The 18,657-nt window shown below is 57.5% G+C and carries 16 protein-coding genes; 7 read left to right on the top strand and 9 right to left on the bottom strand.

What is annotated here, in order from left to right:
- Positions 1 to 42 precede the first annotated feature (42 nt).
- Both CWM61_RS26495 and CWM61_RS26490 read left to right on the top strand, forming a co-directional pair.
- Entirely contained in the window at positions 43 to 1,059 is a 1,017-nt protein-coding gene (locus CWM61_RS26495; protein WP_100632182.1) for a Zn-dependent oxidoreductase, read from the top strand.
- An 86-nt stretch (positions 1,060 to 1,145) separates the two neighbouring features.
- On the top strand, positions 1,146 to 2,429 hold the full coding sequence (locus tag CWM61_RS26490; RefSeq protein WP_074387487.1) for an MFS transporter: 1,284 nt from the start codon (positions 1,146 to 1,148) through the stop codon (positions 2,427 to 2,429).
- Between the two features lie 46 nt (positions 2,430 to 2,475).
- On the opposite strand, the gene CWM61_RS26485 is transcribed toward CWM61_RS26490, so the two are convergent.
- Complete coding sequence (locus CWM61_RS26485) at positions 2,476 to 3,411, bottom strand: TIGR01212 family radical SAM protein (RefSeq protein ID WP_074387486.1); 936 nt, start codon at positions 3,409 to 3,411, stop codon at positions 2,476 to 2,478.
- A 673-nt stretch (positions 3,412 to 4,084) separates the two neighbouring features.
- Between CWM61_RS26485 and gltB the strand changes: the two genes are divergently transcribed.
- Positions 4,085 to 8,545, top strand: coding sequence for a glutamate synthase large subunit (gene gltB, locus CWM61_RS26475; protein WP_008806660.1), 4,461 nt, complete (start codon positions 4,085 to 4,087; stop codon positions 8,543 to 8,545).
- Between the two features lie 9 nt (positions 8,546 to 8,554).
- On the top strand, positions 8,555 to 9,973 hold the full coding sequence (gene gltD, locus CWM61_RS26470; RefSeq protein WP_074387485.1) for a glutamate synthase subunit GltD: 1,419 nt from the start codon (positions 8,555 to 8,557) through the stop codon (positions 9,971 to 9,973).
- Positions 9,974 to 10,028: 55 nt separating this feature from the next.
- Here the strand turns inward: gltD and CWM61_RS26465 are convergent, their stop codons facing one another.
- The 7 genes from CWM61_RS26465 to zapE form a co-directional block, all read right to left on the bottom strand.
- A complete protein-coding gene (locus CWM61_RS26465; RefSeq protein WP_100632181.1) occupies positions 10,029 to 10,733 on the bottom strand; it encodes an N-acetylmannosamine-6-phosphate 2-epimerase in 705 nt (234 codons plus the stop codon).
- A gap of 119 nt (positions 10,734 to 10,852) precedes the next feature.
- Positions 10,853 to 11,347 carry a ClpXP protease specificity-enhancing factor gene (gene sspB, locus CWM61_RS26460; RefSeq protein ID WP_008806663.1) on the bottom strand — a complete coding sequence of 165 codons (495 nt, stop codon included), beginning with the start codon at positions 11,345 to 11,347 and terminating at the stop codon, positions 10,853 to 10,855.
- A gap of 3 nt (positions 11,348 to 11,350) precedes the next feature.
- Positions 11,351 to 11,989, bottom strand: a complete 639-nt coding sequence (gene sspA, locus CWM61_RS26455; protein WP_002918467.1) for a stringent starvation protein SspA — start codon at positions 11,987 to 11,989, stop codon at positions 11,351 to 11,353.
- Between the two features lie 41 nt (positions 11,990 to 12,030).
- Positions 12,031 to 12,243, bottom strand: coding sequence for a hypothetical protein (locus CWM61_RS29595; protein ID WP_136049768.1), 213 nt, complete (start codon positions 12,241 to 12,243; stop codon positions 12,031 to 12,033).
- A 57-nt stretch (positions 12,244 to 12,300) separates the two neighbouring features.
- Positions 12,301 to 12,693, bottom strand: a complete 393-nt coding sequence (gene rpsI, locus CWM61_RS26445; protein WP_000829815.1) for a 30S ribosomal protein S9 — start codon at positions 12,691 to 12,693, stop codon at positions 12,301 to 12,303.
- Positions 12,694 to 12,708: 15 nt separating this feature from the next.
- Positions 12,709 to 13,137, bottom strand: a complete 429-nt coding sequence (gene rplM, locus CWM61_RS26440) for a 50S ribosomal protein L13 (protein WP_002918559.1) — start codon at positions 13,135 to 13,137, stop codon at positions 12,709 to 12,711.
- Between the two features lie 266 nt (positions 13,138 to 13,403).
- Positions 13,404 to 14,534 carry a cell division protein ZapE gene (gene zapE / locus CWM61_RS26435; RefSeq protein WP_074387483.1) on the bottom strand — a complete coding sequence of 377 codons (1,131 nt, stop codon included), beginning with the start codon at positions 14,532 to 14,534 and terminating at the stop codon, positions 13,404 to 13,406.
- Between the two features lie 190 nt (positions 14,535 to 14,724).
- Between zapE and zapG the strand changes: the two genes are divergently transcribed.
- The 3 genes from zapG to degS all read left to right on the top strand — a co-directional run bounded on the left by zapG (position 14,725) and on the right by degS (position 17,810).
- Positions 14,725 to 15,123, top strand: coding sequence for a Z-ring associated protein ZapG (zapG, locus tag CWM61_RS26430; protein WP_012540461.1), 399 nt, complete (start codon positions 14,725 to 14,727; stop codon positions 15,121 to 15,123).
- A 173-nt stretch (positions 15,124 to 15,296) separates the two neighbouring features.
- Positions 15,297 to 16,664 carry a serine endoprotease DegQ gene (gene degQ / locus CWM61_RS26425; protein ID WP_061153177.1) on the top strand — a complete coding sequence of 456 codons (1,368 nt, stop codon included), beginning with the start codon at positions 15,297 to 15,299 and terminating at the stop codon, positions 16,662 to 16,664.
- Between the two features lie 87 nt (positions 16,665 to 16,751).
- Entirely contained in the window at positions 16,752 to 17,810 is a 1,059-nt protein-coding gene (degS, locus tag CWM61_RS26420; RefSeq protein WP_008806667.1) for an outer membrane-stress sensor serine endopeptidase DegS, read from the top strand.
- 25 nt (positions 17,811 to 17,835) lie between these two features.
- Here degS and CWM61_RS26415 read toward each other — a convergent pair whose 3' ends face one another.
- Positions 17,836 to 18,546: a hypothetical protein gene (locus CWM61_RS26415; protein WP_100632180.1), complete on the bottom strand. Its 711-nt coding sequence runs from the start codon at positions 18,544 to 18,546 to the stop codon at positions 17,836 to 17,838.
- Positions 18,547 to 18,657 lie beyond the last annotated feature (111 nt).

Genomic DNA, 18,657 nt, shown 5'->3' with positions numbered 1-18,657 from the left:
AGGCGAAATTCGTTCGCAAAACAGACAATGGAAGGAACAGAAATGAGAAGCGTCGTCGTCAAAGAGCCAGGCCAGCTGAACATTGAATCACGTCCGGTTCCCGTTCCGGGCAGCCATGAAGTACGGGTGAAAATCGCCTTTGCCGGGATCTGCGGTTCCGATGTGCACATCTATCAGGGCCACAACCCCTTCGCGAAATATCCCCGCGTTATTGGTCATGAATTCTTCGGCACTATCGATGCCGTCGGCGAGCAGATCTCTCCGTCGCGTATCGGCGAACGCGTCGCGGTCGATCCTGTGGTCAGCTGCGGCCATTGTTATCCCTGCTCGGTAGGTCGGCCGAATGTTTGCGCGCAGCTCCAGGTCATCGGAGTGCACCGCGATGGGGGATTCAGCGACTATGCCTGCGTGCCAGCCAAGAATGCCTGGCGCATTCCGGAGGCCATCAGCGATCGTCAGGCGACAATGGTTGAGCCTTTTACTATTGCGGCAAACATTACCGCCCAGCTGCAGCCCACGCCGCAGGATATCGCCCTGGTCTACGGCGCTGGCCCGATGGGCCTGACGGTGATCCAGGCGCTGAAGGGGGTGTATGGCGTTAAGCAGGTGATCGTCGTGGATCGCATTGCCGAGCGTCTACAGATGGCACGGGACAACGGCGCCGATCTGACGCTCGATAACACCCATCAGCCGCTGGCGGATCAGCTGGCGCAGCGGCAGCTAGCCCCCACGCTGGTCATTGATGCCGCCTGCCACCCAGCCATTCTGCAGGAGGCAATCCTCCTCGCCTCCCCTGCAGCCCGCATCGGCATACTCGGTTTCTCCGGCGAGGCGTCCACGCTGACCCAGCAAAGCATCACCAGTAAAGAGATCTCCATTTTCTCTTCCCGGCTGAACAGCGGGCGCTTTCCGCTGGTCATCGACTGGATGGAGAAAGGCCTTATTCATCCTGAGGCGTTAATCACCCACTGTATGCCGCTGGAGCAGGTGAAAGAGGCCATGGAGATTTTCGCCAACGATCGGAAGACCTGCTGCAAAGTGCTGCTGCAGCTAGGCTAAGCCGACATCATTTTTAAATAACGGCCGACGGATATATGTAGATCCGCCGCGCCTGATATAAATCATATAATGAGCATGGTGTTATCATGGGAAAAAATATTCGCTGGATTATCGTCCTGTTATTATTTTTAGTATATATGATAAATTATCTGGACCGGGTGGCGTTATCCATTACGGTGCCGATGATTGAAAAGGACCTTGCACTTAACGCTGAACAATTTGGTATGATTTTCGGCAGTTTTTTCTTCGGCTACGCGGTCTTTAATTTTATTGGCGGCCTCGCCGTCGATAAATTTGGCGCCACATTGGTGATGGGCCTGGCGGTTGGGTTATGGTCGCTGTTTTGCGGCTTAACCGCGGTTGCCACCGGCTTTTATTCCATGCTGGTGCTGCGGGTGCTCTTCGGGATGGCAGAGGGCCCGATTTGCGCCTCAGCGAACAAGATGATTAACGGCTGGTTTCCTAAAAAGCAAGCGGCAACCGCAGTGGGGTTCCTCAGCGCCGGCTCTCCACTGGGCGGCGCGGTCGCCGGTCCCATCGTCGGTTATCTGGCCCTGGCTTTCGGCTGGCGTCCCGCGTTTATGATTATTTTCGCCATCGGTATTGTGTGGATGGTCGTGTGGTTTTTTATTGCGGCTAACTCACCTGACAAACATAAGCATGTCAGTCAGGAAGAGCTCATGCTCATTAATAAAATGAAGCAAGAGGAGGACGCCCTCGAAACCGTAGAAAATCAAACTGCCCACTCATTGGGTTATTATCTCAAGCAGCCTATTATTCTGGTGACGGCATTTGCGTTCTTCTGCTACAACTATATCCTGTTTTTCTTTCTCAGCTGGTTCCCGTCCTATCTGGTCCAGCAGCACCATCTGGATATTAAACAGATGAGTCTCACCACCATGATCCCGTGGATCGTCGGTTTTGTCGGTCTGGCGCTGGGGGGTTATATATCCGATAAAATATTTAACCTGACCGGACGGCTGTTGCTGTCGCGCAAAATCGTGCTGGTGGTATGCCTGTTAATGGCCGCGCTCTGCGTGGGGCTCGCCGGTACCGTTAGCAGTGTCGTTCCTGCCGTTCTGCTGATGTCGGTCTCCATCTTTTTCCTCTATGTGACCGGGGCGATCTACTGGGCGATTATTCAGGACGTGGTGCATAAATCCCGCGTCGGTGGCGCCAGCGGCTTTATCCATCTTATCGGCAGCGTCTCCGGCATCGTGGGGCCGATTGTCACGGGCTATATCGTGCAGTCTACCGGCAAATTCGACAGTGCCTTTATTCTCGCCGGCACCATCGCCGCGCTTGGCGCCCTTCTGGTACTGTTCGTGATTAAAACCCCACGGATGACGATGAAAGCCAGTCAGGCATAAATGGCTGAAGAGCGATGTCCGGCCTTAGCCCGGACATCGTCTGCTTCTACTTCTCCGCCAGGGGCACAGCCCAGCTGCGGCCCAGCGCCGATCCCTGAGCGCCCTGCTCATTCAGATAGCGATCCAGTTCAACCATTCCGGTCCAGCGATTTTCGCACCACAGCGGCGCCAGTAGTGTGGGTCGACGGGCGCTGGCCGATATCCGGTGATAGATCACCTCCGGCGGCGTATGGCGGATCATCTCCCCGGCGGTAACGGTATACGCCTCCAGCTCAATGCCATCGAGACGCCCGGCCTGCCACGCTTTGGCCATAATACTGCCTTTAACAATATGCAGTGGGTGCAGCTTGATGCCGTCCACGCCGGTCGCCACCACCCGCTCCAGCGTCTCCAGGCAATGCCCCTGGGTCTCCCCGGGCAGGCCGACGATCAGATGTGCGCAGACCTTCAGCCCTCGCGCTCGCGCCAGACGCGCAGTACGCTGGTAGCAAGCGAAATCATGCCCACGGTTAATCCGATGCAGGGTTTTATCGTGCGCGGTTTGCAGTCCCAGCTCCAGCCATACCTCATATCCTTGCTCATGATATTCACTCAGCAGATCGAGGACTGCCTCCGGCACGCAGTCCGGGCGGGTGCCGACGCAGAGGCCGACAATATTCGCCTGGCTGATGGCCTGACGATACATCGAGCGGAGCACCTGCACTTCAGCGAAGGTGCTGGTATAGGCCTGGAAATAGGCCAGATAGCGCTTTGCCCGGTTGACGAGCTGCGCCTGATGAGCGAGCTGTTCGGCGATGGAGCGATGCTGCTGCGCCTCATCGGCAAAGGAAGCCACATTACAGAAAGTGCAACCGCCGCGGCCCAGCGTGCCGTCGCGGTTCGGGCAGCTAAAACCGCCGTGCAGCGTCAGCTTATGGACCTTTTCGCCATAGCGGCGCATAAGATCCCCACCAAACATATTGACTAATTTCTGTAACTGCATAATCTGATAGACCGGCCTCAACAAAGGGGGCCAAGCCTGCCACTTTTTGTCACCGACGGCGATGACCTGGATCAATCGTCAGCGCGGCGGCCACCCTCATTGCATAAACAATCATGATTACTGCAATTTCATTCACCTCTGCGGTGATGAGTTTTCCTTATATTTCACCTGCGGATAGCCCTAATCTTCTTCACGGCAAAAAACAGTATTAATATCCACCATGAAAATACATTGTAGTCAAATATGCTAACAGTGGAATATATTTCAGCGCATAACGGTAACGCAAAGCCGCGCGCACAGTGAGACAGATCACACTAGCCTTACCCTCAGCAGGCGTATCAAGAGCACAAAAAATGGTGCTATTTATTTTTAAAACAATAAGTTAACGCCTGTATAGCACATTTTTGTATTAATAAGATTGCCATTTGACGTAAGTGTGGATTCCCGATAAGTTGGGGATCCGCTGGAAGCTTTCTGGATGAGCACTCTGCTCATCATATTTATGCAGTAATTGAGATTCCCTCTTAACAGCAAGTCCTCAAACTTGTGTACCGATGCGAAAAGGATTTAAAGAGGGCGAATGCGAGGTGCAAACCCCGTCGCCATGCTCTTTCTGTGCCTGTGCGCAATCGGTATCGGAGGGTGTCCGTAGAGCCTGGGGAGGTTCACTGATATGTTGTACGACAAATCCCTTGAGAGGGATAACTGTGGTTTCGGCCTGATCGCCCACATAGAAGGCGAACCTAGCCACAAGGTAGTGCGAACCGCGATACACGCACTGGCCCGCATGCAGCACCGTGGCGCAATCCTTGCCGATGGTAAAACCGGCGATGGTTGCGGTCTGCTGCTGCAAAAACCCGATCGTTTCTTCCGCATCGTTGCTGAAGAGCGCGGCTGGCGTTTAGCCAAAAACTACGCCGTTGGGATGCTGTTCCTGAATAAAGATCCTGAGCTGGCTAAAGCGGCGCGCCGCATCGTTGAAGAAGAACTTCAGCTTGAGACCCTGTCGATTGTCGGCTGGCGCGATGTGCCGACCAACGAAGGCGTCCTCGGTGAAATCGCCCTCTCCTCGCTGCCCCGTATTGAGCAAATCTTTGTGAACGCCCCGGCTGGCTGGCGCCCGCGCGATATGGAGCGCCGTCTGTTCATTGCGCGTCGTCGCATTGAAAAACGCCTGCAGGAAGACAAAGATTTCTACGTTTGTAGCCTGTCCAACCTGGTCAACATCTATAAAGGTCTGTGTATGCCGGCAGATTTGCCGCGCTTCTACCTGGACCTCGCGGATCTGCGCCTGGAGTCGGCCATCTGTCTGTTCCACCAGCGCTTCTCCACCAACACCGTGCCGCGCTGGCCGCTGGCCCAGCCGTTCCGTTACCTGGCGCACAACGGTGAAATCAACACCATCACCGGCAACCGCCAGTGGGCCCGCGCCCGTACCTATAAGTTCCAGACCCCGCTGATCCCGGATCTGCACGACGCCGCGCCGTTCGTGAACGAAACCGGCTCTGACTCCAGTTCAATGGACAACATGCTGGAGCTGCTGCTGGCCGGCGGGATGGATATCGTGCGCGCCATGCGCCTGCTGGTGCCGCCAGCCTGGCAGAACAACCCGGATATGGATCCGGAGCTGCGTTCGTTCTTCGACTTTAACTCCATGCATATGGAGCCGTGGGACGGCCCGGCGGGCATCGTCATGTCCGATGGCCGCTACGCTGCCTGTAACCTCGATCGTAATGGCCTGCGCCCGGCGCGCTACGTCATTACCAAAGATAAGCTCATCACCTGCGCCTCTGAAGTCGGTATCTGGGACTACCAGCCGGATGAAGTGGTCGAAAAAGGCCGCGTGGGCCCAGGCGAGCTGATGGTTATCGATACCCGCGCCGGTCGCATTCTGCACTCGGCGGAAACCGATGACGATCTGAAGAGCCGCCACCCGTACAAAGAGTGGATGGAGAAAAACGTTCGTCGCCTGGTGCCGTTCGAAGATCTGCCGGAAGAAGAAGTCGGCAGCCGCCAGCTGGATGACGACACGCTCGCCAGCTACCAGAAACAGTTTAACTACAGCGCGGAAGAGCTGGACTCCGTCCTGCGCGTGCTCGGCGAAAATGGCCAGGAAGCAGTCGGTTCGATGGGCGATGACACGCCTTTCGCCGTGCTCTCCAGCCAGCCGCGCATTATCTACGATTACTTCCGTCAGCAGTTCGCCCAGGTGACTAACCCGCCTATCGATCCGCTGCGTGAAGCGCACGTCATGTCGCTGGCCACCAGCATCGGTCGCGAAATGAATGTCTTCTGCGAAGCGGAAGGCCAGGCCCATCGTCTGAGCTTCAAATCGCCGATCCTGCTGTACTCCGATTTCAAACAGCTGACGACGATGGAAGAAGAGCACTATCGTGCCGACGTCCTCGACATCACCTTTAACCCGGCAGAGGCCTCGCTCAGCGAGACGGTGAAAGCCTTGTGTGACAAAGCAGAGCAAATGGTGCGCGAGGGTACCGTGCTGCTGGTGCTGTCCGACCGCAACATCGCCAAAGACCGTCTGCCGGTACCGGCGCCGATGGCCGTTGGCGCGATCCAGACCCGTCTGGTCGATAAAAGTCTGCGCTGCGATGCCAACATCATCGTTGAAACCGCCAGCGCCCGCGATCCGCATCACTTTGCGGTCCTGCTCGGCTTCGGCGCGACAGCTATCTATCCGTACCTCGCCTATGAAACCCTGGCGAAGCTGGTCGACAGCAAAGCTATCGATAAAGCCTACCGTGCGGTGATGCTGAACTATCGCAACGGTATCAACAAAGGTCTGTACAAGATCATGTCGAAGATGGGGATCTCCACCATCGCGTCCTACCGCTGCTCGAAGCTGTTCGAAGCCGTCGGTCTGCATCGCGAGGTTTCCGATCTCTGCTTCCAGGGCGTGGTCAGCCGCATCGGCGGCGCTGGCTTCGACGATTTCCAGCAGGATCTGCTGAATCTGTCGAAACGCGCCTGGCTGGCACGTAAGCCACTGGCTCAGGGCGGCCTGCTGAAGTTCGTGCACGGCGGCGAATATCACGCCTACAACCCGGACGTGGTTCAGACCCTGCAGAAGGCCGTGCAGAGCGGCGAATACAGCGACTATCAACAATACGCGAAGCTGGTTAACGAACGTCCGGCGGCCACGCTGCGCGATCTGCTGGCGCTCAATCCAGGCGAAGACGCTATCAGTATCGACGACGTAGAACCGGCGAAAGAGCTGTTCAAGCGCTTCGATACCGCGGCGATGTCGATCGGCGCCCTGAGCCCGGAAGCGCACGAATCGCTGGCGGAAGCGATGAACAGCATCGGCGGTTTCTCTAACTCCGGTGAAGGCGGTGAAGACCCGGCGCGCTACGGCACCAATAAAGTGTCGCGCATCAAGCAGGTCGCGTCCGGCCGCTTCGGCGTCACGCCAGCCTATCTGGTCAATGCCGACGTCATCCAGATCAAAGTCGCCCAGGGGGCGAAGCCGGGTGAAGGCGGTCAGCTGCCGGGTGATAAAGTCACCCCGTACATCGCCAAACTGCGCTATTCCGTACCGGGCGTGACGCTGATCTCCCCGCCGCCGCACCACGATATCTACTCTATCGAGGATTTGGCACAGCTGATTTTCGACCTCAAGCAGGTCAACCCGAAAGCGATGATTTCGGTCAAACTGGTTTCTGAACCGGGTGTTGGCACCATCGCCACCGGCGTGGCCAAAGCCTATGCCGACCTGATCACCATCGCCGGCTACGACGGCGGTACCGGGGCGAGCCCGCTCTCGTCGGTGAAATATGCCGGCTGTCCGTGGGAGCTTGGCCTGGTGGAAACCCAGCAGGCGCTGGTCGCTAACGGTCTGCGTCATAAGATCCGTCTGCAGGTGGATGGCGGCCTGAAAACCGGCCTCGATATCATCAAAGCGGCGATCCTCGGCGCAGAGAGCTTCGGTTTCGGTACCGGCCCGATGGTCGCGCTGGGCTGTAAATACCTGCGTATTTGCCACCTGAATAACTGCGCGACCGGCGTGGCGACTCAGGATGACAAACTGCGTAAGAACCACTATCACGGTCTGCCGTTCAAAGTGACCAACTACTTTGAATTTATCGCCCGTGAGACCCGCGAGCTGATGGCCCAGCTGGGCGTCAAGCGTCTGGTGGATCTGATTGGCCGCACCGATCTGCTCAAAGAGCTGGATGGGTTTACTGCCAAGCAGCAGAAACTGGATCTGGGTAAACTGCTGGAAACCGCAGAGCCGCATCCGGGCAAAGCGCTGTACTGCACCGAGAACAACCCGCCGTTCGATAACGGCGTGCTCAACGCGCAGCTGCTGCAGCAGGCGAAACCGTATGTGGATGAAAAGCAGAGCAAAACGTTCTGGTTCGATATCCGCAATACCGACCGCTCCGTGGGGGCCTCGCTGTCCGGGTATATTGCCCAGACCCATGGTGACCAGGGACTGGCCGGGGATCCGATCGTCGCCCACTTTAGCGGCACTGCGGGCCAGAGCTTCGGCGTGTGGAACGCCGGTGGCGTAGAGCTGCATCTGACCGGCGATGCCAACGACTATGTCGGTAAAGGCATGGCGGGCGGTCTGCTGGCCATTCGTCCTCCGGTCGGCTCTGCGTTCCGCAGCCACGAAGCCAGCATTATCGGCAACACCTGCCTGTACGGCGCGACCGGTGGTCGTCTGTACGCCGCAGGCCGCGCAGGTGAGCGTTTCGCCGTGCGTAACTCCGGCGCCATCACCGTGGTGGAAGGCATCGGTGACAACGGCTGTGAATATATGACCGGCGGCATCGTCTGCGTGCTCGGTAAAACCGGCGTCAACTTTGGCGCAGGGATGACCGGCGGCTTTGCTTATGTCCTGGATGAAGATGGCGACTTCCGTAAACGCGTGAACCCGGAACTGGTGGAAGTGCTGGACGTTGATTCTCTGGCTATTCATGAAGAGCACCTGCGCGGTTTAATCACCGAACACGTGCAGCTTACCGGTTCGCAACGTGGCGAAGAGATCCTCGCCAACTGGCCGGCCTTCTCCGCGAAGTTTGCGCTGGTTAAACCGAAGTCCAGCGATGTTAAAGCACTGTTGGGTCACCGTAGTCGTTCCGCAGCTGAGCTGCGGGTGCAGGCGCAGTAAGGGGTTAAGATGAGTCAGAACGTTTATCAATTTATCGACCTGCAGCGCGTTGATCCGCCAAAGAAACCGCTGAAGATCCGTAAAATTGAGTTTGTGGAAATTTACGAGCCGTTTTCAGAAGGCCAGGCCAAGGCGCAGGCAGATCGCTGCCTCTCCTGCGGCAACCCGTACTGCGAATGGAAATGCCCGGTGCATAACTACATCCCGAACTGGCTGAAGCTGGCCAACGAGGGGCGTATTTTTGAGGCGGCTGAGCTGTCGCATCAGACCAACACCCTGCCGGAAGTCTGCGGGCGCGTTTGCCCACAGGACCGCCTGTGTGAAGGCTCCTGTACGCTGAACGATGAGTTCGGCGCGGTGACCATCGGCAACATCGAACGCTATATCAATGACAAAGCGTTTGAAATGGGCTGGCGCCCGGATCTCTCCGGCGTGAAGCCGACCGGTAAAACCGTCGCTATCATCGGTGCTGGCCCGGCGGGCCTCGCCTGTGCCGACGTGCTGACCCGCAACGGCGTCAAAGCGGTGGTGTTTGACCGCCATCCGGAAATCGGTGGCCTGCTGACGTTCGGTATCCCGGCGTTCAAGCTGGAAAAAGAGGTGATGACCCGCCGCCGTGAAATCTTCACCGGCATGGGTATTGAGTTCAAACTCAATATCGAAGTGGGCCGCGACGTGCAGCTCGACGACCTGCTGAAGGAGTACGATGCCGTGTTCCTCGGCGTCGGGACCTATCAGTCGATGCGCGGCGGACTGGACAACGAAGACGCCCCGGGCGTCTACGACGCGCTGCCGTTCCTGATCGCTAACACCAAGCAGATCATGGGCTTCGGTGAAACCGCTGATGAGCCCTACGTCAGCATGGAAGGCAAACGCGTGGTCGTGCTCGGCGGTGGCGACACCGCGATGGACTGCGTGCGGACCTCCATTCGTCAGAATGCGGCGCACGTGATCTGTGCCTATCGTCGTGACGAAGAGAACATGCCGGGTTCAAAACGCGAAGTGAAAAACGCGCGTGAAGAAGGCGTTGAGTTCCAGTTCAACGTCCAGCCGCTGGGTGTGGAAGTGAATGCCAATGGCAAAGTGTGCGGCGTGAAGATGGCGCGCACCGAGATGGGCCAGCCGGACGCGAAAGGCCGCCGTCGCGCGGAGATCGTCGCTGGTTCTGAACACGTGGTGCCGGCTGATGCGGTGGTAATGGCGTTTGGCTTCCGTCCGCACAGCATGGAGTGGCTGGCGAAGCACAGCGTCGAGCTGGACTCTCAGGGCCGCATCATCGCGCCGGAAGGCAGCGACAACGCCTTCCAGACCAGCAACCCGAAAATCTTCGCCGGCGGCGATATCGTTCGCGGTTCCGACCTGGTGGTGACAGCGATTGCCGAAGGCCGGAAAGCGGCGGACGGGATACTCAACTACCTCGAGGTCTGATTAGGCTCTGAGCCTTAGCGCATAAAAGCCCGATGGTTAACGCTATCGGGCTTTTTTATTGCTCATTCGCCGGGCAAACCGCCGCTTTCAGTGCCGAATTATACCAGCCGCAGATATGCTCTAAGCGGGTGATCGCCGATCCGACGGTTACCGCCCACGCGCCGCAGCGCATCGCCTCCGCCGCCTGGGCTGGCGTGTTATAGCGCCCCTCGGCAATCACCCGGCAGCCTGCCAGGCTCAGGCTTTTCACCAGCGACAGGTCCGGCTCAACAGGTGTCTCATTCGCGGTATAGCCCGAGAGGGTGGTACCGATAATCTCAGCGCCCAACTGCCAGCACTCGAGGGCGTCGTCGAGAGATGAGCAATCGGCCATCGCCACTTTCCCCTGCTGGTGAATTTCAGCTAACAGTGACGAAACGGTGGCCGGACGCTGACGCTGGGTGCCGTCAATAGCAATAATATCCGCTCCGTCCTGCGCCAGGGCATCCACATCCGCAAGCCAAGGGGTAATTCGCACCGGGCTATCGGGCAAATCGCGTTTGATCAACCCAATAACGGGCACCGTCACTAACGGACGAACGGCCTGCAGGTTGGCCAGCCCTTCTATGCGTAGCGCCACCGCTCCGGCCTGTTCGGCCGCCAGCGCCATTGCCGCGACGATAGCGGGGTTATCCAGCGGACTGCCCGGTACCGGCTGGCAGGAAACGATTAACCCACCATGAAGGTGTATACGCGAATTTAGTTGTGCCAATAAAGACATGACTGCTCCCTGAAAGATAAGTGTGGCAATAACAGTATCAGCCGCAGGACGCGTGATGTGTGGCGGGGTTAACAAAGCAGGCAGGCAAAAAAAACAGGCCCCGGAGGGCCTGTCAGGCGTTACTTCACAACGCGGAGCGCCGGGCGACCACCGCGCGGCGGCGGCGTGTCGTCAGGATCGTCGTCGTGATTATCCGGCTTATCGCCATCAATCACCGACATCACCGTTTCGCTTTCGCTCTCAGGCGCGACGTCATCATCGTTGAGGCTGCTGACATCTTCGTCATAGGCCGCCTCAGGTTCGAACATCGTGCCAGCGCCGTTCTCACGGGCATAGATGGCGAGTACCGCAGCCAGCGGGACGGAAACGTTGCGCGGAACGCCGCCAAAGCGCGCGTTAAAACGCACCTCGTCATTCGCCAGCTCCAGATTGCCGACCGCACGCGGGGCAATATTGAGAACGATTTGACCGTCGCGCGCATACTCCATCGGTACGAGCACGCCCGGCAGAGTGACATCCACTACCAGGTGCGGCGTCAGCTGGTTATCCAGCAGCCACTCATAAAACGCCCGCAATAAATACGGACGACGCGGCGTCAGCTGTGATACATCCATTATTTAGCCCCGACCGAGGCGCATTTCACGCTCGGCTTCAGTTAAAGAAGCGAGGAAGGAATCACGCTCAAATACGCGAGTCATGTAGCCTTTGAGCTCTTTCGCGCCTGCGCCAACCAGTTCCACACCGAGAACCGGCAGACGCCACAGCAGCGGCGCCAGGTAGCAATCTACCAGGCTGAACTCGTCGCTCAGGAAGTAAGGTTTCTGGGTGAAGACCGGCGCGATGGCCAGCAGTTCTTCACGCAGCTGCTTACGCGCAGCATCGGCTTGTGCTGCGGTACCGCTCTGGATGGTATTCATCAGCGAATACCAGTCCTTCTCGATACGTTGCATATACAGGCGGCTTTCTCCACGCGCCACCGGATAAACCGGCATTAACGGCGGATGCGGGAAACGCTCATCCAGATACTCCATAATGATGCGAGATTCCCACAGAGTGAGCTCACGATCCACCAGCGTCGGTACGCTTTGATTCGGGTTGAGGTCAATCAGATCCTGAGGTGGGTTGTCCTTCTCCACGTGCTCTATCTCAAAACTGACACCCTTCTCAGCCAGCACAATGCGGACCTGATGGCTATAGATGTCAGTAGGACCAGAAAACAGCGTCATTACCGAACGTTTGTTGGCAGCGACAGCCATGAAAACCTCCAGGTATATTCAGAATTTTGTACTGCTGCCAGTCACTCATGACCGGCCAGATGTAAAAACCCCAGTAGCGCGATGTCACCTTCGTTCACGAATAAAACAAAAAATGAACAATCACCAGCATTTGGGCAGAAAATTGGATGATAGTTTACCAGATTTTGAAGACGTTGTGGTGAGGGGATTCTGGAAATGCTGAAAAAGTGGCGAAAAGCGGCGGCATGATTGTGGATAACAGCCGTTTTATCCATAAAAAAACCCGCCGGAGCGGGTTTTTTCGCAAATTGTTCTGCGTGAGCAGAAAACAATTAACGTTTGGAGAACTGCGGACGACGACGTGCTTTACGCAGGCCGACTTTCTTACGTTCAACCTGACGAGCATCACGAGTAACGAAGCCTGCTTTACGCAGTTCGCCACGCAGAGACTCATCGTACTCCATCAGAGCGCGGGTGATACCGTGACGGATCGCACCAGCCTGACCAGAGATACCACCACCTTTAACAGTGATGTACAGATCCAGTTTCTCAACCATGTCGACCAGTTCCAGCGGCTGGCGAACTACCATGCGGGCAGTTTCGCGACCGAAGTACTGTTCCAGAGAACGCTGGTTGATAACGATTTTGCCGTTGCCCGGTTTGATGAAAACGCGAGCTGCGGAACTTTTGCGGCGACCAGTGCCGTAGTATTGATTTTCAGCCATTGCCTATAATCCCGATTAGATGTCAAGAACTTGCGGTTGCTGTGCCGCGTGGTTGTGCTCGTTACCCGCGTAAACTTTCAGTTTACGGTACATAGCACGACCCAGCGGGCCTTTTGGCAGCATGCCTTTAACCGCGATTTCAATCACACGCTCAGGACGGCGGGCAATCATCTCTTCAAAGGTCGCTTCTTTGATACCACCGATGTGGCCGGTGTGGTGGTAGTACATTTTGTCTTCGCGCTTGTTGCCGGTTACAGCAACTTTTTCTGCGTTCAGAACGATGATGTAATCACCGGTATCAACGTGCGGAGTGTATTCCGCTTTATGCTTACCGCGCAGGCGACGAGCCAGTTCAGTAGCCAGACGGCCCAGAGTTTTACCGGTCGCGTCAACAACATACCAGTCGCGTTTTACGGTTTCTGGTTTAGCTGTAAAAGTTTTCATTAAAAGCTTACCCAAATAATAAGTTACACGTTGGTGAACACCCAAACGTTTAGTCAGTTGAGGTTCACACGACATTGTCCAGCAAACCTACCCCTTCGAATAGCCTATGCCGGCACATAGAAAGTTTCGGGAAAAAAACCTTCTCGTAACGTGGGGTCGCAAGATTATAGAGAAGTCGGGGTCAAAGATCGACCCCTTTATGAGATTTTTCAGGCAGGTCCCGGGGCAGCCTTCCGGCCCTGAATCTGCCGGGAAAAAGTGCCCTGTCAGGGCATGTGCGGGCGCTTGAGGTACTCTTCGCTCTGCATTTCCTGCAGACGCGACAGACAGCGTTGAAACTCAAACTTCAGCCGCTCACCCTGATAAATGTCGTACAGCGGCACCGCGGCGCTGACCACCAGCTTCACGTGGCGCTCATAGAACTCATCCACCAGAGCGATAAAGCGCCGCGCTTCGCTCTCCAGCTGCGCGGTCATCACCGGCACGTCGAGCAGCATCACGGTGTGGAACAGACGGGAGAGAGCAATATAGTCATGCTGGCTACGGGCATCCACACACAGCGTGGCGAACGACGCCGCCAGCGTCTGGTTTTCGACGCCAAGCGTGGGCAGCTCGCGGTGGTTAATCTCCAGCGTCGGGCCGACAGCCGCGCGCGGCGCCCCGGCTAGCGCCAGCCACAGTTTATCCATCTGTTCGCGAGTTTCACTGTTCAGCGGCGACAGCCACAGGTGCGCCTGCGTCAGCGTACGCAGACGATAATCGATGCCGGCATCGACGTTCATAATATCGCAATGCTGCTTGATGGCGTCGATAGCAGGCAGAAAACGAGCGCGCTGCAGGCCATTGCGATAGAGCTCATCCGGCGGAATATTGGAGGTGGCGACCAGGGTGATGCCGCGGGCAAACAGGGCTTTCATCAACCCGCCCAACAGCATGGCATCGGTAATATCGGAGACGAAAAACTCGTCGAAACAGAGCACATCCGTTTCCGCCTTGAAACGGTCGGCGACAATCTCCAGCGGGTCGCTATGTCCCTGCAGGGTGGTCAGCTCTTCGTGCACGCGCAGCATAAAGCGATGAAAATGCAGGCGCTGCTTACGCTCGCCCGGCAGACTCTGGTAAAACAGGTCCATCAGCCAGGTTTTCCCCCGCCCCACGCCGCCCCACATATACAGGCCGCGGACAGGTGCCGCCTCGGCAGCCGGTTCGCGCTTACCCAGCAGTTTGCCGAATTTCGCGCGCAAACCGCCGCCTGACACGACGGGCGCGGGCTGAGTCTGCAGTTCCTGGTAAATGGTATCAAGGCGGCTCACCGCTTCTTGCTGGACGTCGTCGGGTTGATGGCTGCCCTCTTTCAGGGCTAAAAGGTAACGCGATGTTGGAGACAGGCTTTGCATGATCTAATTGTTATTCCTTGAAAACCGTAATGCCGAAGCTCACGATTGACGAAAAAAAGGCCGTTCTACACTACGCGATGATACGCCAGGATTCCACTTCTGTGGAATTAGCGGTTATAGTGGCACTATCGGGCGCAGGCGGAGAGCCTAACAGCCACCCTACGGAACCACAAAACAACGGGAGATGTTCATGACCTGGGAATACGCGCTAATTGGGTTAGTCGTCGGTATCATTATTGGTGCCGTCGCCATGCGTTTCGGCAACCGCAAACTGCGCCAGCAGCAGGCGCTGCAGTTCGAACTGGAAAAAAATAAAGCCGAGCTTGAAGAATACCGTGAAGAGCTGGTCAGCCACTTCGCGCGCAGCGCCGAACTGCTGGATAACATGGCGCACGACTATCGTCAGCTGTATCAGCATATGGCGAAAAGCTCTAACAACCTGCTGCCGGACTCTATGGCAGACGCCAACCCGTTCCGCAACCGCCTGGAAGAGTCAGAAGCCAGCAACGATCAGGCCCCTGTCCAGATGCCGCGCGACTACTCTGAAGGCGCATCCGGTTTACTGCGCGGTGGCGCAAAACGCGATTAATTGATCGCGTCTGATAAAATATCTCCGGGCGCACCCACCGCGCCCGCTCCTTCCCCCACTTCCCGGCTACAATTTAAACCAGTACCCACATTGTTACCTGTGCAAAAATTCAATAACATCAGGTTATTCAGGACGTTCTTCCATTCACCTCAGGTTACGAGAGCCAGCATCTAATGAAGAAACAGACTTTGCTGTTGAGTGCGTTAGCGTTAAGCATTGGGTTATCGTTGTCGGCCCTGCCTCCGGCAGCAGCATCCTTACCGACTCAGGTGCCCGGCCAGGGCGCGTTACCAAGCCTGGCGCCGATGCTGGAAAAGGTCCTGCCAGCGGTGGTTAGCGTGCAGGTGGAAGGTACCGCTTCGCCGACGCAAAATATGCCGGAAGAGCTGAAAAAATATTTTGGCGATAACGCCCCGCAAGAGCAGGCGCAGCCGTTTGAAGGGCTCGGCTCCGGCGTCATCATCGACGCGGCGAAGGGCTACGTCTTGACCAATAGCCACGTCATCAATCAGGCGCAGAAGATCAGCGTCCAGCTGAACGATGGCCGTGAGTTTGATGCCAAACTGGTCGGCAGCGATGAACAGAGCGACATTGCGCTGCTGCAGCTGGTTAAGCCGGCGAACCTGACGCAAATCGCCATTGCTGACTCCGATAAACTCCGCGTCGGCGACTTCGCCGTCGCCGTCGGCAACCCGTTCGGCCTTGGCCAGACTGCCACCTCCGGCATTATCTCTGCCCTTGGCCGCAGCGGCCTGAATCTTGAAGGGCTGGAGAATTTCATCCAGACCGATGCCTCGATTAACCGCGGCAACTCCGGCGGCGCGCTGCTGAACCTCAATGGCGAGCTTATCGGGATCAACACCGCGATCCTGGCGCCGGGCGGCGGCAGCATCGGCATCGGCTTTGCCATTCCAAGCAACATGGCGAAAACCCTCGCCGACCAGCTCATTCAGTTTGGCGAAATCAAACGCGGCCTGCTGGGCATTAAAGGCATGGAAATGAGCGCCGATATCGCCAAGGCGATGAATCTCGACGTTCAGCGCGGCGCCTTCGTCAGTGAAGTGCTGCCAAACTCCGGTTCCGCCAAAGCGGGGATCAAATCCGGCGACGTCATCGTCAGTCTGAACGGCAAGCCGCTGAACAGTTTTGCCGAACTGCGCTCGCGTATCGCCACCACCGAACCGGGCACCAAGGTCAAACTTGGCCTGCTGCGCGACGGAAAACCGGTCGATGTCGAAGTGACGCTGGATAAGAGCACTTCCTCCACCGCCAGCGCCGAGCTGATTATCCCTGCCCTGCAGGGAGCCTCGCTCAGCGATGGTCAGATGAAGGACGGAACCAAAGGGGTGGTAATCGACAATGTCGATAAAGGCAGCGCCGCTGCCCAGGTCGGCCTGCATAAGGACGACATTATCATTGGCCTTAACCGGGAACGTATTCACTCGATTGCCGAACTGCGCAAAGTGCTTGAAGGCAAACCGCCGGTCATCGCCCTGAACGTGATCCGCGGCAACGAAAGCATTTATCTGCTGCTGCGCTGATTGTCTTCCCGGACATCGCCGCCATGTGCGATGTCCGGACAACTCATGCTATGCTGCGTCTGACCATTCATTAACGATATTTGCATCATGCCTGGAAAGTTATTACGTTCGATACTCATCGGTTTGATTGTCGGGGGCCTGCTGCTGGCCCTGATGCCATCGCTGCGCCAGTGGCAGCTGACGCCGACCACCCAGAACGATACGGCAGACGACTCCCCTGTGAGCTATAACGCCGCCGTACGCCGCGCGGCGCCCGCCGTGGTGAACGTCTATAACCGCGCTCTGAACAGCACCAGCCATAATCAGCTGACGCTTGGCTCCGGGGTGATCATGGACCAGCGCGGCTATATCCTGACCAACAAGCACGTTATCAACGATGCCGATCAGATCATTGTCGCGCTTCAGGACGGCCGCGTCTTCGAAGCGCTGCTGGTCGGCTCCGACACCCTGACTGACCTCGCCGTGCTGAAGATCAACGCCACCGGCGGGCTGCCGGTGATCCCGATCAACCCGAAACGCACGCCGCATATTGGCGATGTCGTCCTGGCGATTGGCAACCCCTATAACCTGGGGCAGACCATCACTCAGGGGATCATCAGCGCCACAGGGCGCATTGGCCTCAACCCCACCGGCCGCCAGAACTTCCTGCAGACTGACGCCTCGATTAACCACGGTAACTCGGGTGGGGCGCTGGTGAACTCTCTCGGCGAGCTGATGGGGATTAACACCCTCTCCTTTGACAAAAGCAATGACGGCGAAACACCGGAAGGCATTGGCTTTGCGATCCCGTTCCAGTTAGCGACCAAAATTATGGATAAGCTGATCCGGGATGGCCGGGTGATCCGCGGCTATATCGGCATTAGCGGCCGGGAGATCGCCCCGCTGCACGCGCAGGGTGGCGGGATCGATCAGATCCAGGGGATCGTGGTTAACGATGTGGCGCCTGATGGCCCCGCAGCACAAGCCGGGATCCGCGCCAACGACGTGATCATCTCCGTGAATGACAAACCTGCGGTCTCTGCACTGGAGACGATGGATCAGGTGGCCGAGATCCGCCCGGGATCGGAAATTCCGGTAGTCATCATGCGTGATGATAAGAAAATTACGCTCCATATCGCCGTCCAGGAATACCCGGCCACCAACTAAACGGCTCCCCGTTTGGGGAGTCTCGTTAATCGCTAAATACCGGACCGGCCGGGTATCTGACCAGAAACCCGGTCACCGCCAGCAGCGATCTCAGCGCGGGCCAGACTATCTGTCGCTCGCGAAGCTCATCATCCAGCGTCAGTAGCGCAAATTCCCCCTTCTCACCCAGCACGCCACCCTGCCAGAGCAGGCGCTGCGCCTGCTGCCGCGCCCAGGGCGACTCACTCTTCCAGGCCAGCAAATGCAGCAGCGCCTGCTGCAGACAGACGCTGTGAGAATGGTTATCCCGCCGCAGCCGCCGGTAGACGGGCAGGGACACGCTGCGCACGGTATAAAATCCACTGCCCGCCTCTTCATCGCCTTCAGGGATTGCGCGGGCGAACTGCCCCGCCACGTCGCACAGCCGGTTGTGCGTCAGCGGAAGTTGCCGGGCGCTGAGCGCCCCGGCCGCCATGCACAGCAGACCGCTGCGCTGCAGCGAGGGCGTCGCAGAGCGCACGACCGCCGCCGGTAAGGCAGTCACCGCCCGTGTCGCCTTGTCAGCGTTGTGGTCAGCGCCGGCCTCATAACAGCTGGCCAGCAGCGCTTCACCAGGCGTGGCGTTCAGCGGGGGCGAAAGCAGGTTCAGCGCCGGCTGCAGTTGTGCAAGTTCATCGCCTGACGCCAGCATGGCGTCAACCACCGCCTCCCGTGTTGATGTCCGGTTTTCCGGATAGCATGCTATGGCTTCATTCATCACCGTCTCCTTATGAGAAATCTCCGCGGCCGGTATGCCAGCCGCGGGAACTGGCTGGCCTACATCGCCAGCACGTACTTGAGCATCACCCCGGCGGCGATCGCCGAGCCG

Source organism: Klebsiella sp. K-Nf6, from assembly GCF_002806655.1.
Taxonomy (GTDB): domain Bacteria; phylum Pseudomonadota; class Gammaproteobacteria; order Enterobacterales; family Enterobacteriaceae; genus Klebsiella; species Klebsiella variicola.
The sequence above is the reverse complement of the archived record's forward strand: the minus strand, read 5'-3'. Positions and strand labels throughout refer to the sequence as shown.